Origin of the sequence: Synechocystis sp. PCC 6803 substr. PCC-P (genome assembly GCF_000284455.1) — a bacterium.
GTDB lineage: Bacteria > Cyanobacteriota > Cyanobacteriia > Cyanobacteriales > Microcystaceae > Synechocystis.
On the sequence record NC_017039.1, the window covers coordinates 168,194 to 183,362 of the forward strand.

At 50.5% G+C, this 15,169-nt stretch carries 15 protein-coding genes; 6 read left to right on the plus strand and 9 right to left on the minus strand.

Translation table 11 applies throughout. From position 1 onward, the window contains the following. The first annotated feature begins 339 nt into the window (after positions 1 to 339). The gene (gene ctpB / locus SYNPCCP_RS00790; protein WP_010871361.1) at positions 340 to 1,728 is read left to right on the plus strand and encodes a carboxyl-terminal processing protease CtpB; all 1,389 of its coding nucleotides are present in this window, start codon (positions 340 to 342) and stop codon (positions 1,726 to 1,728) included. Positions 1,729 to 1,740: 12 nt separating this feature from the next. Here the strand turns inward: ctpB and SYNPCCP_RS00795 are convergent, their stop codons facing one another. Next, on the minus strand, positions 1,741 to 2,373 hold the full coding sequence (locus SYNPCCP_RS00795; RefSeq protein WP_010871362.1) for an L-threonylcarbamoyladenylate synthase: 633 nt from the start codon (positions 2,371 to 2,373) through the stop codon (positions 1,741 to 1,743). A gap of 5 nt (positions 2,374 to 2,378) precedes the next feature. Here SYNPCCP_RS00795 and larC point away from each other — a divergent pair, with 5 nt between their 5' ends. Then, the gene (larC, locus tag SYNPCCP_RS00800; RefSeq protein ID WP_010871363.1) at positions 2,379 to 3,647 is read left to right on the plus strand and encodes a nickel pincer cofactor biosynthesis protein LarC; all 1,269 of its coding nucleotides are present in this window, start codon (positions 2,379 to 2,381) and stop codon (positions 3,645 to 3,647) included. 98 nt (positions 3,648 to 3,745) lie between these two features. Here the strand turns inward: larC and SYNPCCP_RS00805 are convergent, their stop codons facing one another. The 8 genes from SYNPCCP_RS00805 to SYNPCCP_RS00840 all read right to left on the minus strand — a co-directional run bounded on the left by SYNPCCP_RS00805 (position 3,746) and on the right by SYNPCCP_RS00840 (position 9,752). Beyond that, on the minus strand, positions 3,746 to 4,690 hold the full coding sequence (locus SYNPCCP_RS00805; protein WP_010871364.1) for a F0F1 ATP synthase subunit gamma: 945 nt from the start codon (positions 4,688 to 4,690) through the stop codon (positions 3,746 to 3,748). Positions 4,691 to 4,820: 130 nt separating this feature from the next. Next, positions 4,821 to 6,332 (minus strand): F0F1 ATP synthase subunit alpha, encoded by a 1,512-nt coding sequence (gene atpA / locus SYNPCCP_RS00810; protein WP_010871365.1) that lies wholly within the window; start codon positions 6,330 to 6,332, stop codon positions 4,821 to 4,823. A gap of 60 nt (positions 6,333 to 6,392) precedes the next feature. Then, positions 6,393 to 6,950, minus strand: a complete 558-nt coding sequence (gene atpH, locus SYNPCCP_RS00815) for an ATP synthase F1 subunit delta (RefSeq protein ID WP_010871366.1) — start codon at positions 6,948 to 6,950, stop codon at positions 6,393 to 6,395. Continuing rightward, entirely contained in the window at positions 6,950 to 7,489 is a 540-nt protein-coding gene (locus SYNPCCP_RS00820; protein ID WP_010871367.1) for a F0F1 ATP synthase subunit B, read from the minus strand. The genes atpH and SYNPCCP_RS00820 overlap by 1 nt, the downstream gene beginning before the upstream one ends. Before the next feature lie 25 nt (positions 7,490 to 7,514). Continuing rightward, the gene (locus SYNPCCP_RS00825) at positions 7,515 to 7,946 is read right to left on the minus strand and encodes a F0F1 ATP synthase subunit B' (RefSeq protein ID WP_010871368.1); all 432 of its coding nucleotides are present in this window, start codon (positions 7,944 to 7,946) and stop codon (positions 7,515 to 7,517) included. Positions 7,947 to 8,062: 116 nt separating this feature from the next. Next, positions 8,063 to 8,308: an ATP synthase F0 subunit C gene (gene atpE, locus SYNPCCP_RS00830; protein ID WP_010871369.1), complete on the minus strand. Its 246-nt coding sequence runs from the start codon at positions 8,306 to 8,308 to the stop codon at positions 8,063 to 8,065. A gap of 191 nt (positions 8,309 to 8,499) precedes the next feature. Continuing rightward, the gene (gene atpB / locus SYNPCCP_RS00835) at positions 8,500 to 9,330 is read right to left on the minus strand and encodes a F0F1 ATP synthase subunit A (protein WP_010871370.1); all 831 of its coding nucleotides are present in this window, start codon (positions 9,328 to 9,330) and stop codon (positions 8,500 to 8,502) included. Between the two features lie 68 nt (positions 9,331 to 9,398). After that, on the minus strand, positions 9,399 to 9,752 hold the full coding sequence (locus SYNPCCP_RS00840; RefSeq protein WP_231848042.1) for an ATP synthase subunit I: 354 nt from the start codon (positions 9,750 to 9,752) through the stop codon (positions 9,399 to 9,401). A gap of 291 nt (positions 9,753 to 10,043) precedes the next feature. Between SYNPCCP_RS00840 and SYNPCCP_RS00845 the strand changes: the two genes are divergently transcribed. The 4 genes from SYNPCCP_RS00845 (at position 10,044) to SYNPCCP_RS00860 (ending at position 15,105) form a co-directional block, all read left to right on the plus strand. Further along, on the plus strand, positions 10,044 to 11,489 hold the full coding sequence (locus SYNPCCP_RS00845) for a YcjF family protein (protein ID WP_010871372.1): 1,446 nt from the start codon (positions 10,044 to 10,046) through the stop codon (positions 11,487 to 11,489). Positions 11,490 to 11,540: 51 nt separating this feature from the next. Then, positions 11,541 to 12,854, plus strand: coding sequence for a sensor histidine kinase KdpD (locus tag SYNPCCP_RS00850; RefSeq protein WP_010871373.1), 1,314 nt, complete (start codon positions 11,541 to 11,543; stop codon positions 12,852 to 12,854). Between the two features lie 49 nt (positions 12,855 to 12,903). After that, positions 12,904 to 14,028, plus strand: a complete 1,125-nt coding sequence (locus tag SYNPCCP_RS00855) for a DUF4350 domain-containing protein (RefSeq protein ID WP_020861377.1) — start codon at positions 12,904 to 12,906, stop codon at positions 14,026 to 14,028. 132 nt (positions 14,029 to 14,160) lie between these two features. After that, entirely contained in the window at positions 14,161 to 15,105 is a 945-nt protein-coding gene (locus SYNPCCP_RS00860) for a MoxR family ATPase (protein WP_010871375.1), read from the plus strand. Positions 15,106 to 15,169 lie beyond the last annotated feature (64 nt).

Genomic DNA, 15,169 nt, shown 5'->3' on the forward strand with positions numbered 1-15,169 from the left:
CTATGGTGCTGTGGATACTGGATTCTGTAAAATGTCAATATCTAAATAAAAAAATTAGTTTTTCTTATAACTAAAGTTTTAATTAATCAGTCAACTTAATCTATCGAGAGGGCTCTATGGCTTGGGTTAATATCGGCGGAGCCCATTGAGGCCAGTGAATGGAAGATGCCTTTTTTGGTGGCTCCATCTTGCCCACGAACTAGATTTTTCTTGCTAGGATTGGGCTTAAATGGTTTAGTCCCCCGTTTTTGGGAAGGAATTTTGCCCTCCGCCATGCCAGTGGCCCATTGCATCGGACTTGACTATTTGTCTGCCTCCCTTTGACCTACCCTGCCTTCCATGAGTCCCCATTTGCTTTGTCTTCGTCCTTTGGTTGCCGCTTTAGTCTTCGGTTTGGGTTTGGGCACTGCCCTCAGGCCCGCCCTCAGCGCTCCCAACGTGATCAACCCCGATAGTCCTACGTTGGCGACTCCCAAGGACAAAGATAGTGGTGTATCCGATAACGTTACCCTCCTGGAAAATAGTCCCAAGGCAGTGGTGGATGAGGTATGGCAGTTAGTCAATCAGCAATTTGTTGATAAGGACTTTAACCATTCCAACTGGTTGTCCAAACGCCAGGAATTATTAGGGCGCAATTACCAGGATAATGCTGAGGCTTACCGACAAATTGGGCGCATATTGAAGGATTTGAATGACCCCTATACCCGTTTTCTGTCTCCGGAGGAATTTGCCATCCTCAGCAGTCAAACATCAGGGGAAGCTTCCGGGGTAGGAATCCGGGTGTTGATGGATAAACGTAGTAGTGATTTGGTGGTGGTGGATGTGATGCGGGGCACCCCGGCTTTGAAAGCAGGCATTCGCCCTGGCGATCGCATTGTGCGCATCAATGGCCAACCGGCGGCTTTGATGTCCTTGGAGCAAGCCACAGAGGCAATTCAAGGGGAGATTGGCACCGAATTGAGCCTGCAACTTTCCCGCCCCAAAAGCGGTGTTTTCAGTGTCACCCTCAAACGAGAAAATATCGAAATTGATTCTGTGACCTATAACGTCAAGGAAGAAGGGGAATTACGGGTGGGCTACATCCGCCTGGATGAATTTAGCTCCCATTCCGCTGAGCAGATGGAAAAGGCCATTACGGAACTCAATAAAAGTCGCATTAGCGGCTATGTGCTAGACCTACGGGGTAACCCAGGGGGCTTGTTACTTTCCAGCATTGACATTGCCCGTCTGTGGCTCAACCGGGGGGAAATCGTCAGTACTATTGACCGGCGGGGAGGCGATCGCCATTTTTCAGCCAACGGCAGAAGTCTCACGGATTTACCCTTAGTGGTGTTGGTTAATGAGCGGTCCGCCAGTGCCAGTGAAATTTTGGCCGGGGCATTGAAAGAACAGGGAAGGGCCACGGTGGTGGGTACTGCTACCTATGGGAAAGGTACGGTGCAATCGGTTAACACTTTGTCCGACGGCTCCGGTTTGGCGGTTACCATTGCTCGTTACTATCCCCCCAGTGGCACCGACATTAATCGAAAAGGCATCAGTCCCGACATTCATTTGGATATTTCCAACGATACCAAGCTACAGTTTCGTAACGACCCAGAATTAATGGCCACGGAGATTGATCCGCAGTATCAGCGGGCTATTAGTGTGTTGCGCCAACATCGCCATAGCCTGGGGCTGCCGCCGGCCAAAGACCTGGGCATAGGGTTATTGGAGCCCAGTCAACTTTAATCAAATTCCGCACTAAAACAAATCTCGCAGGGTTTCCCAACCCAGCCCTTCCCGCACCACTTTGGGTTCTTTGTCGGTGAAATCAATAATGCTGGAAGTTTGATAGCCCGGCTCCCGGTCATCGTCAATGATGATGTCCACCAATTTGTCAAATAGGTCAAACAGTTTCGCCTTTTCCGCCATAACAAACTCATCTTGATCCGGCAAATGGGCAGAGGTGGAGATGATCGGATTGCCCAGGCTTTGCAGAATTTCTTGGCAAATAGGGCGATCGGGCACCCTTATGCCGGTGGTTTTTCGCTTCGGCTCCACCACTAGCTTGGGCACTTGCTTGGTGGCCGGAAGAAGAAAAGTATAGGGTCCAGGTATTAACTTACGCATGAGTCGATAGGCATCGTCCGCCACCACTGCATATTCCGCAATGTTAGACAGGGACGAACACAAAAACGTTAACGGTTTATTATTGGAGAGTTGCTTCAGTTGTCTAACCCGTTGAACGGCATTTTTATCGTTGAGGTCACAACCGATGGCATAGACCGTGTCGGTGGGGTAAAGCATAATTGCCCCCTGGCGGAGACTTTTGCAAATCATTTCCACAGTGCGTTGTTGGGGGGTTTCGGGGTGAAGATTATAAAAGGTGGCCATTTTTTATGGGTTTGATTGCCTATTTTGACTGTCCCACAGGGATTTCTGGTGATATGTGCCTGGGGGCTTTGGTGTCGGCGGGGGTTCCCCTAGAATACCTGATGGAGAAACTGGCTCCGTTGGGTTTAACAGATGAATATCGCTTGACGGCGGGTCTGGTGCAAAAACAAGGTCAGGCCGCCACCAAGGTAGAAGTAAAACTCCTTAATGACCACCACTCCCACGGCCCTGGTCACCATGGAATGCGTCATCTACCAGAAATAGAACAGTTAATCAAACAGGCTAATTTACCTGCTCGGGTCAGTCGCTGGAGTTTGGCCATTTTCCATCAACTGGCGATCGCCGAAGGGGAAGTCCACGGCATTGAGCCAGAGGCAGTACATTTCCATGAAGTAGGGGCCACCGATGCCATTGTGGACATTGTGGGTACCTGTTTGGGGCTGGATTATCTAGGGATCGATCAATGTTACTGGTCTGCTTTGCCCACGGGCAGTGGTACGGTGCGGGCCGCCCATGGGGATTTACCGGTTCCAGTCCCGGCGGTATTAAAACTTTGGCAAACTCGCCAAGTACCAGTTTACGACAATGGTTTGACGGGGGAATTGGTTACTCCCACCGGAGCGGCGATCGCCGTTACCCTAGCTAGCCAATTTGGCCCTAAACCCCCATTGAATCTGCACAAAGTCGGGCTGGGCGCAGGGAGTAAAGACTTCCCATTGGCCAATATTCTCCGGCTCTGGATCGGAACAGAAATTACGCCCCACAATCACCCCCTATCTTCGGAAGCTCCCTTTGGTCAACTGGAAACCATCACTGTACTAGAAACCCAATTGGATGACATCCAACCCCAGGCAGTGGGTTATCTGCTGGAAAGTTTGCTACACCAAGGGGCGATCGATGTTTTTACCCAGGCGATCGCCATGAAAAAATCCCGCCCTGGCATTTTACTCACTGTCCTCTGTGCGCCAGAAAATCAAAATCACTGCCTCAATTTACTGTTCCGGGAAACCACTAGCCTTGGTGTGCGGGTGCGCCAACAACAACGCTACGCCCTAGAGCGGGAATGGCAAACCGTAGTTATTCCCCATGGTCCCATCCGCATAAAAGTAGCCTACGGTTATCAAGCCGGTAAAAAAATTATTCTCAATGCCCACCCAGAATTTGCCGACTGTGCCGCCCTTGCTAAAGCCACCGGCCAACCCTGGCAGTTGATTCACCAACAGGCGATCGGCGCTTGGTCAAATCTCAACAAAGAATTGTCACCTGAATCTTAATATCAGTATGTCCGAAGCGTTAGAGAGGCATGAAGGCCCTGAAGTAAAAAACTCCCGCTAGTTCAAGCAGGAGTGCAACGAAAAGATCACTAAATGGGTTAGAGGGAATTAGCCCCTGCTACCACTTCCAACAATTCTTGGGTAATGGCCGCCTGCCGGGCTTTGTTATAGGACAGGGTCAAAGTCCCGATCAACTGTCCAGCGTTGTCACTGGCATTACTCATGGCTGTCATTCGAGCCGCCAACTCACTGGCGGCGGATTCCTGCAAAGCCCGCAATAACTGGTTGGTGTTGTACAGGGGCAACAGCGCTTCCAGAATTTGCACTGGATCCTGTTCAAAAATCATATCTTGAGGAAAACTTTCCACCGGAGCTTCCACTTTTTCCCGTTCCACTTGGAATTTGCCACCCCTGGTAATCAGGCGAAAAATCTCGTCATCAGGGGCTTCCAATCCTTGGGGAGAGAGGGGGAACAGGGTTTGTACAACAGGTTGGGAGCTAATTAGGGAGACAAACCGAGTGTAAATTAATTCCACCCGATCCACCGTTTCAGATACGAATAGAGCCACTAGGGAATCGGCAATCTGAGCCGCTTCGGATGCATTGGGAATTTGCTCCAAATTGGCATAGCTGGCGGCTACATCATAGTCCCGCCGGCCAAAATATTGCTTGGCTTTACTGCCCACCAGTACCAGCTTGACGGCAATGCCTTGGTTTTTTAATTCCTTGGCCCGTTGCTCAGCCCGCTTAATTGCGTTGACGTTATAACCACCGCACAAACCCCGATCGCCGGTGACCACCAGAAGGGCTACCGCTTTAGGTTCCCGCTGTTCAAACAAAGGTAATTCGGTTTCCGCAAAGGAAAGACGATTTTGTAGGTTATAAAGGACCTGGGCTAAAGCATCGGCAAACGGACGGGTAGAAAGCACCTGTTCCTGGGCACGGCGCACCTTAGCGGCCGCCACCAGACGCATCGCTTCAGTAATTTTTTTTGTATTTTTGACCGACTGAATCCGGTCACGAATCGCTTTAAGGTTAGGCATAGGACGTTACACCCGTTAAATTTATCTTTTTTAATGTTCTGGAGCCTAAATATGAGTCCCTAAAACCAGGGGCGGGGAAAAGTAGAGCTTAGCCCTAGCCCTTTCCCCAACTCACCGACTTGGGCATTGATTAGGCGGCAAAACCTTGGGTGAATTCTTTGATCCCTTCTTTCAACAAAGTTTCTGCTTCGTCGGTCAAAGCTTTGGAGCTATTGATAATTTCTACGTACTTGGCTTTGTTGGCCTTGAGGTAATCCCGCAGACCCTGGGCAAATTCAGTCACTTTGTCCACAGGAATGGTGTCGATGTAACCATTTAAACCGGCATAGCTAATGGCCACCTGTTCCCACACGGACAAGGGGGAATTTTCTGGTTGCTTCAACAATTGACGCAACCGTTGACCCCGGGCCAATTGGGCTTGGGTGGCGGCATCCAAATCAGAGGCAAACTGGGAGAAGGCTTCCAACTCAGCAAACTGAGCTAGTTCCAGTTTCAATTTACCAGCCACTTTTTTCATGGCTTTGGTTTGGGCGGCGGAACCAACCCGGCTCACTGAAATACCAGCGTTAATAGCAGGACGGAAGCCAGCGTTGAAAAGGTCAGTGGAAAGGAAAATTTGACCATCGGTAATGGAAATTACGTTGGTGGGAATGTAGGCAGATACGTCTCCAGCCTGGGTTTCAATCACCGGTAGGGCGGTCATGCTACCACCGCCGAGGGCATCACTCAATTTGGCGGCCCGCTCCAACAAACGGGAGTGGATGTAGAACACATCACCGGGGTAAGCTTCCCGACCGGGGGGACGACGCATCAACAGGGACATCTGACGGTAAGCCTGGGCTTGCTTGGACAAATCGTCATAGATTACCAAGGTGCTCTTGCCTTGATACATAAAGTGTTCCGCCAAGGTGGCACCGGTGTAGGGGGCCAAATATTGCAGAGTGGCGGGGTCGTTGGCGTTGGCGGCCACCACAATGGTATAGGCCATGGCACCTTTTTCCGTCAGGGTGTCAATGATTTGAGCGACGGTGGAAGCTTTTTGACCGATCGCCACGTAAACACAAATTACGTCTTCGGACTTCTGGTTAATGATGGTGTCAATGGCGATTGCCGTTTTACCGGTCTTACGGTCCCCAATGATCAACTCCCGCTGACCCCGACCAATGGGAATCATGGCATCAATGGCGGTGATGCCGGTTTGCATAGGTTCACAAACGGACTTCCGTTCAATAATTCCAGGGGCCGGGGATTCCAACAAACGGGTAGCGGTGGAACTGATGGGGCCTTTACCGTCGATGGGACGACCGAGGGAATCCACCACCCGGCCCACCATGGCATCCCCAATGGGAATTTGGGCAATCTGACCAGTGGTTTTAACGGTACTGCCCTCTTGGATACCAAAACCATCCCCCATCAATACCGCCCCAACATTGTCCTCCTCTAGGTTTAGGGCAATGCCGATGGTGCCATCTTCAAATTCCAGTAACTCCTGGGACATTACCTGTTCCAGCCCATAGATCCGAGCCGTACCGTCCCCCACCTGGAGCACCGTTCCCACATTGGAAACCTGGACGCTTTGGTCGTAGGACTCAATCTGTTGGCGGATAATACTGCTAATTTCGTCGGGTCTAATGCTTACCATAGTCTTAATTTTCCGTTGAAAAAGTGAATATAAAGGGTCGCTAGGCGACTAAATTAACTGCTAGAGGGCGGTCCCAAGACTTAAACCCACCCGGCGGAGTTGACCCCGTAAACTGGAATCAAACACCTGGGAACCCACTTTGATGACAATGCCACCGAGGATGTCGCCGTCTACTTTGGTTTCTAGTTCCACCGCCTGGGCCCCGGTGAGTTGCTTAACTCTTTCCTTCACCTGATCCTTTTGGGCATCGGTGAGTTTGAGGGCGGAGGTGACCTCTGCCAAGACCGTATTGGTGAACTGCCGCAACAGGGCGAGGTACTGCTCACAAATGGCTTCGAGGAAAACAATCCGGCGTTTATCCACCAACAACATTAAGAAGTTGAGAAGATAGCCATTGCCCCCGTCCCCCAGCACGGAGCGGAGCACGGATTTTTTATCTTCGTCCTTGACTACGGGGCTAGAAAGCACCGCCGACAGATCGGGAGAATCTTGGAGCAGGGTCAACAGAGAGCGCAAGTTGTCCCCGAAAACTTCAGTTAAATTCTGCTGTTGGGCCAATCCTATCAACGCCTGGGCGTAGGGTTCAGCAATCTTACTACTGTATAAGGAACCTTTCATTAGCGACCTCCCAATTGGGCAATACTGCGTTCGATTAACCGATCCTGGGTGTCTTCATTCAGGCGATCGCGCAGGTCAGCTTCAGCCTTGGCCACAGCCTGTTCGGCAATACGACGCTTGAGTTCAGCAATCACCCGTTCCTGCTCAGCTCCCAAATCCTGGGCCGCTGCTTCCTGCATCCGCCGCAGATCCGCTTCCGTCTGGGTCGCAATTTCTTGTTTAGCCACCTCTGCCCGTTGCCCAGCTTCTTGGACAATGCGGGCCGCTTCGGCTTTGGCTTGGGCTAGCTTTTTCTCTTCCTCCGCTAAAATCTGAGCAGATTTACGTTGGCGAGTTTCCGCTTCTTCAATGGCATCAGCAATTTTTTGGCGGCGATCGCCAAGGATTTTACCCAAGGTTTTCGGCGCATAGTAAATAATAATTCCCAGCAAAATGGCCAGGTTAAAGAGGTTGGCTTCCAGAAAATCTAAATTGATTCCAAACCCCCCTTCCCCCGCCTCATGGGCTTCGGCCGCTAGGATGAACAAGGTATTAAGCATAATGGCAACTAGATCTATAGGGCACTTATTTAATCAATTCAGGGCCTAACAATTTGTGCAAAATCTGATTACTCAGGGCCGCCACCTCCTGTTCTAAAGAACTCAGAGCCGACTGCCGTTGGGCCTCAATTTCTTGCGCCGCCGTTTCCTTTTGCCGTTGGGATTCCCGTTGGGCCTCCGCAATCTTTTCCGCCGCCAAGCGCCTAGCTTCAGCTTGGGCATCAGCGATCACAGCTTGGGACTGCCGACGGGCATCGGTAATCTGTTGCTCATACTCCTGGGTAATCGCCTTGGCCTTGGCTAACCGCTCCCGGGCATCCTCTTCATTGGTGCGAATGTAATCAGCCCGCTCATCCAAAACCTTATTCATTGGCTTGTAGAAAATAGCATTGAGCAGGAACGCGAGAACCACGAACTGCAATGCCATCAGGGGCAGGGTGGCATCAAAATCAAACATTGTTTTACAAAAACTAGGTCAGGGATTAGCGGAATAATCCCCACAAACCCAACGCATAGCGGATTGGCGGGGGGAGGAGACGCGATCAACTCACGTCTCGGGCTACGAATCCTTCCTTACGCAAAGGGGTTGGCGAACAACAATACGAGGGCAATAACCAGACCGTAAATTGTTAAGGATTCCATAAAAGCCAGGGTCAACAGCAAGGTACCCCGAATTTTTCCTTCAGCTTCAGGCTGGCGAGCAATACCAGAAACGGCTTGACCAGAGGCGTTACCTTGACCAATACCAGGGCCGATCGCCCCTAAACCAACAGCAAGGGCAGCGGCAATGACAGAAGCAGCAGCAACGGTAGAATCCATAATTTTTTCCTTTTAGCTAACAAAACGACAGTAAAGTTTAGGATTTTTGGAGTGAACTTTCGCCAGATTCAAAACATCTCTGGGAAAAGGGCAACTCCTGGGGTGAGCATTGGCCAAGGTAAGCATCGGTTAGGAGAGATCAACCGCAAGGGGTCAAACCACCATGGCCGCAGATATCTTACACCGGAGGGCTAATGCTCTTCACCTTCAGACTCGATCGCCTCATGGATATAGGCTCCGGCTAAAGTGGCAAACACCAAGGCCTGGATTGCACTGGTGAACAATCCCAATGCCATCAGGGGTAAAGGTACAAGTAAAGGGACCAGCAGTACAAGCACTGCCACCACCAACTCGTCCGCAAGGATGTTACCAAATAAACGGAAGCTCAGGGAAAGGGGCTTCGTGAAGTCTTCTAAAATCTTGATGGGTAAGAGAACGGGAATGGGTTGCACGTAGTTGGCGAAATAGCCCAACCCCTTCTTACGGAGACCTGCATAGAAGTAGGCCAAGGAGGTAAGCAACGCCAGGGCAACAGTTGTATTGATATCATTGGTGGGGGCTGCCAATTCAGCTCCGTCGGGGATGTGAATTAGCTTCCAAGGCAAGAGGGCCCCGGACCAGTTAGATACAAAAATAAACAGAAACAATGTGCCGATAAACGGTAGCCAAGGACGGTATTCCTTTTCCCCCAATTGGTTCCGTGCCAGATCCCGGAGGAACTCCAGCACGTATTCCATGAGGTTTTGGATGCCGCTGGGAACCCGTTGCACATTTCGCGTAGCCGCGAGGGAAGCAATTACCAGCAATAAAATGACAAACCAAGAGGTTGCAAATGTTTGCCCGTGTAATTTGAGGTTCCCAATTTCCCAATACCACTGCTGACCCACTTCCAGGGCAGCTAGAGGAAACAAATTTAAAACACTCAAACCAGCTAACATTGTTATTCGGTGAGATTGACGGGGTAAAGAGGAAAGCTGTTGGCCCTCAACAAACCTGAGCAACCAGGAGAGGCTCCCTTGCATAAACTAGGAGGTACTGTCCTGGGGCCAAGCCAGTCCATAGCCCAGACCTTTCTTCAACCTCTCATCGTCTAATCCGCTGCGGGCGTAAACACGCTTTGCAGCATATAGAAAATGATCGCAGCTTTATAGGTTAGGAATCCCAGAAAAATAGGCAAAACCTCGAGGTTTTCCCTTTGGGTGGCAATGATGATGAGCCCAACAAAAACTGCTAAGCCTTTCACCCCAGCCCGCCCAGACTGGGCTCCGATCCTTTCCACATCTTTTGCCAATAGCTTGAGATATACCAGCCCCACCAGTGCTCCGAGCAAATAATTTAAAGCTATATTGAGGGAATAGACCCAGACAACACAGACAAAAATTATCGCCGTAGCTACCAGGGTCCAGGTCAACAACTGCCGTTGCAACCGGTAAAAGTCAGCCATTCCGTTATCCACTACCGTTTCCGCTTCCATAAGCTTCGGGGCAGGAGCACTAGGAAAATTTTGACCCTCGGACGATGGAGTTGGCGGTGTCACACTCTGACTACTAGCAAGGTGAGAAATGGAGTTTGGGCAACGGTCTTCCTTGGTAATCAAGGACCACCTACCCTAAGCCAGAAGCGATCATATCACGCTGTCGCAACGGATTCTTAGTTTTTTGTTTTTTGCCTAGACCCCCAACAAGGACGGCAATCCCCCTGGCGATCGCCAAAGAAAATTGCCAAGATCACCTAGGTGGCTGATTCTGATCATTATCCAAGGCCTACCAGTTGCCCCTATCCCGTCCAGCGTTTTTTCCCAGCGGCTATGGTTCTTCCCCCCAATTCTCCCCAGCCCGAGGTCAACGAAGCCAAAAATCCAGACGAAATTGACCAGGAAATTATTACCCATCCCAATCCCTCCCTAGCCCCGTCCGAACAATCAGAGCAAACTTGGCCAATCCATACCTGGTGGCAAAGTACTCGTCAGCATTTCCAAAATCTCCTTCCCCTGAAATATTGGAAAAAAAAGCTTCTGGACCGCCTCTGGGTGGATGAAGCCGAAATTGCCGACATCTTGACCCAATTGCGCCGGGAATTACCCACCACGGAAGCCCTACTGATCGGTAAACCCCAATCCGGGAAAAGCTCCCTGGTGCGGGGATTAACTGGGGCCTCCGCCGCCATTGTCGGCCAGGGTTTCCAGCCCCATACCCAAAATACGGCCCGCTATGCCTATCCTTCCCCCGAACTTCCCCTATTAGTTTTCACCGACACCGTTGGCTTAGGAGATTTGGGCCACGACACCCAATCCCTAATCGAGGAGCTCAAGGTGGAGTTGGCGGCCCCGGGGGAAGTTAATCCAGCGACGAAAATTTTACTGCTCACGGTCAAAATTACCGATTTTGCCACCGACACTCTCCAGCAAATTATTCAGGATTTAAAAACTGCCTATCCGCAAATTCCCTGCCTGTTGGTGGTGACCTGTCTCCATGAAATTTATCCCCACCCAAGGGATGACCATCCGCCTTATCCCCCCGACCAACCAGAAATAGAACGGGCTTTTGCGGCCATTACCAGCAATTTTGCTCCCTGGGTTGACGGAGCCGTGATGGTGGATTTTACCAGGGAAGAAGATGGCTATAACCCTGAGTTCTATGGTCTAACGACCCTGCGCGATCGCCTGGCGGAGAGATTACCTAAAGCAGAAGCTCAAACCCTCCATCAACTTTTGGATGGGGAAACGGGTAAACGACTGGGGAACATTTACCGGGATGTGGCCCGCCGGTATATTTTGGCCTTTTCTATCATGGCGGCAACCCTGGCCGCAGTGCCTCTCCCCTTTGCAACGATGCCAGTGTTGACGGCGCTCCAAGTTTCCTTGGTGGGACTGCTGGGCAAACTGTACGGCCAAGTGTTAACCCCTTCCCAGGCAGGGGGAGTGGTCAGTGCCATTGCGGGGGGATTTTTGGCACAAGCAGTGGGGCGAGAACTGATCAAATTTGTGCCGGGATTTGGTTCCGTGGTGGCGGCATCCTGGGCGGCAGCCTATACCTGGTCTTTGGGGGAGGGAGCCTGCGTCTATTTTGGCGATTTGATGGGGGGGAAAAAACCAGATCCCCAAAAGATCCAAGCGGTGATGCGAAATGCTTTCCAAGAAGCCCAAAACCGATTTAAAAATCCCCCCAGTGGCCATAATTAGGTTAGGTTCTCCCAAGGCCATGGCCACAAAAAATTGGAGCGATCACCATCCATGTTCAGATTTGTTCAGGGGCAGGCCCCCCATGCCCTGCACACGTTGGGAACGGGGGCGGCACTTAGTTGGTTTAAAAGTATTTGTCTGATTTTGGCGGATAACCAGATTCAGTGCCGTGTTTGGGCTAAGTTTAATGGGCAATCCCCCTGGCAAAAGGCGATCGCCGACTATAGTCAAACGGGGTTATTGAGCCATTTATATTGGTGTCGTTCCGGGGGGGAACCGGGGCCGGTGGCGGGATTGGGACTGAACCTAAAAACAACTATCAGTCCATTGCTTTTAGAAGTTGATACCCATTGGCACGGGGAAAGTTTTTTTTGTTTTCTCAGTTCGGACATCAGCCTGTTAATTTTGCTGAATGAATCCCCAGAAAACCCCAAAGTGGTAAATATTTTGCAAAGCTTTTCCCCCCGGTTGATTGGACATTTTTTGAGTCAACTAAAGCAATTATTGGTGGTGGCGGACGATTTACCAGTGGATTTGTTCGCAACGGAAGAACTCCCCCCCAGCGCTGATTTAGATCTGGTTAACCAATTGGTGCAAGGGATGGGACCACCCCTTAGAAAAAGTACGGCCGATGATCCTAAGCCGTCAAATTACACGGCGATCGCCAACTCCTTTGGAATTAGTTTAATTAGAGAATTGGGTATTCCCCTGACCAATGCGAAAACAGCTTTACAATTGCTGGAATCTTTTCAACAAAAAAAGGAACTCCGCCAGCGATATTTAGACTTAATTAGGCAAAACTGCGATCGCCAAACGGATTTGATCACTGGCTTGCAGGACTTGTTGGAAATTGATGCCACTGCCCCCTCCCCGGAATCGGTGCCCATTGCCGATTGCATTAGGAGTGTAATCGGTATTTACCAACCCATTGCCGCTGAAAAATCAATCACCTTAAATTCCACTGTGGTAGAAAACTGTCCTCCAGTGGCCTGTTCTCGGGCGGATTTGCAAGCCATACTGCAAAGATTGCTGGAAAATGCCCTGCAATTCACTGACCCTGGGGGGCAGGTACAAATTAAAGCCTATCACCAGGGATTTCAGGTGGAAATTGTGGTGAATGATAATGGTTGTGGCATTGCCATGGCGGACATTCCCCATTTATTTGATTGTTTTTTCCGGGGTCAAAATACGTCCTCGGCAACCCAGGGAGCGGGGCTTGGTTTGACCATTGTCCATCGCCTAGTGGAACGTTGGAGCGGCAAAATTACTGTCCACAGTCGCCCCAAACAAGGTAGTAATTTCCACATTTTTTTGCCAGCTATGGTGGATAATTCCCTCGGCCACCGTTTTGTCCTCAGTAACTAGGTTTTACGCTCTGATGTCGTGATTTGTGGGTCTTGATCCGCCGTTGCCAATGTTGTTTAAATCCCGCCGTAATCTGGTTATTCTTCTGGCGATCGCCGTGGTGGCGGTGGCGGCGCTGCTGTGGACTGGGCCGGGCCAGGCCGACCATCTGCAAGGGTCCACCTATAGTACTACTCCAGGGGGCTATGGGGCTTGGTGGCAATGGATGGAAAAAGCTGGAACTCCGGTGCAACGATGGCGCAAACCCGGAGACAAGTTAACGACCCTCTCTAGTCCGGCAACTTTGCTGAAAATTAACCCTAGGTCCATCCTCAACTTTTCTCCCTATGATGACGGTGGCAGTATTAACCCCAGCGAATCTGAATGGGTAGCCCAGGGTAATCGTTTGGTTTACCTGGGACGATGGGCGGAATTAACCGATGCTCCCTTTACCCAAACCGTAGTAACAGACCAGGGCCCCATAAGTATTCAGGGAAGACGGAGATCGCCACAGCAGGAAGGCAAAATATTAGCGGACAAATACGGCACCTTAATTTGGCGGCAACGGCAAGGCAAAGGAGAAATTATCTGGGTAGTACCTCCCTTTTTGGCGGCTAATGCTTTTCAGGATGAACCGGCTAACTTTGCCCTGCTCCAATCTTTGCTAACTGAAGGCCATAATCCCCTGTGGGTGGATGAATATTTACACGGCTATAAGGACGCAGAAACTCTCCAGCAGGAAGGGGTGGAATCGGTGTGGGCCTATCTGCAAAACACTCCCCTACTACTCATTTTTCTGCAATCCTTAGTGGTGGTGACACTCCTAGCTATTTTTGGGAATCGGCGTTTTGGCCAACCCCAAACTCCCCCTAGCCTGGCCAGTAACAATAACCAAGCCTATATCAATGCCCTCGCCCAGGTCTTGGAAAAAGGCGATCGCCCCCAATTTGTGGTGCAACAGTTGCTCCAGGCAGAAAGTCCTTCCCTAGAGAGACGATTGGGTAACTTGCCCACAGCCCAGGCCAGGGAAGCAATGGCGGCCTTGCTGACCAACCTTAGCCAGCCAGACAAATTGCCCAAACAGGAAGCTGACTTAAGGGTATGGTTAAAACAATGGCAACAACTACAAGCCCAACTGCCCCCCTCCAGCTCAAATCCATCGGGTAAGGTCCTCAAATCCAGTGCGGCAGAGTAACCGATTAAGTTTAAGTTAATATTTTGTGCTCGGTTCGGTGTTTTTAGGTGTTAATTTATGGCCTTTGCCAATAAATTTTGCTAGAAGTACCATTGCCATCAATTTCTTGATTTTTTCCCTTGACCAAACCCTATGACCCGTCCCCTGTTTAACGAACTCCGTGGCCATTTGGAAGCATTTTTGGTGGGTCAACCCCATCTCATCCAAGAATTATTGGTGGCCCTGTTGGCAGGGGGCCATGTGATCATTGAGGGGGTGCCGGGGACAGGCAAAACCCTGTTGGTGAAACTTCTAGCCCAATCAATTCAATCCCAATTTAGGCGGGTACAACTGACTCCAGATATGTTGCCCTCCGATATGGTGGGGGTAAACGTGTTTGACTTCAACCAGCAAGCCTTTAGCCTCAAACAGGGCCCTGTATTTACGGAAATTTTGCTGGCAGATGAAATTAACCGCACTCCCCCCAAAACCCAGTCCGCCCTGCTTGAAGCGATGGAAGAGCAACAGGTGACCCTCGATGGTCATACCTATGCCCTGCCGCCTTTATTCTGGGTGGTGGCCACCCAAAACCCCTTGGAATTTGAAGGTACCTATCCCTTGCCAGAAGCCCAACTAGACCGCTTTTTATTTAAGCTAGTGGTGGACTATCCTCCCCCGGCCGCGGCCAAACAAATGTTGGTCAATTTTCAGCAGGGTTTCCACGCCCAACGACAAGACCTGGAACAGTTAACCGCCATTGCCACCGTAGAAGAAATTTTGGCTAGTCGGCGATCAGTAGAAGATATTGCGGTGGATGAAAAACTATTGGATTATCTCTTGGCCCTGGTGGAAAAAACCCGCTATCATCCCGATATTCTGATTGGAGCTTCCCCTAGGGCCTCCCTCCGTTGGTTGCAAGCCGCAAAGGCCGATGCTTGGCTTAATGGCCAGGAATATTTACTGCCGGATAATCTCAAAACCGTTGCTCCGCCGTTATTGCGCCACCGTTTAATTCTAAGGCCGGAAGCCCAGCTTGATGGCATTGGCATTGATGAAGTGATCACCGCCATTCTGGAGCAGACCCCGGTGCCCCGTTGACAAAGACAATGGCAAAGTTCCATGGCTAATCCCTCATTCGTTGACGACAAAAGAAGAAGTTTAG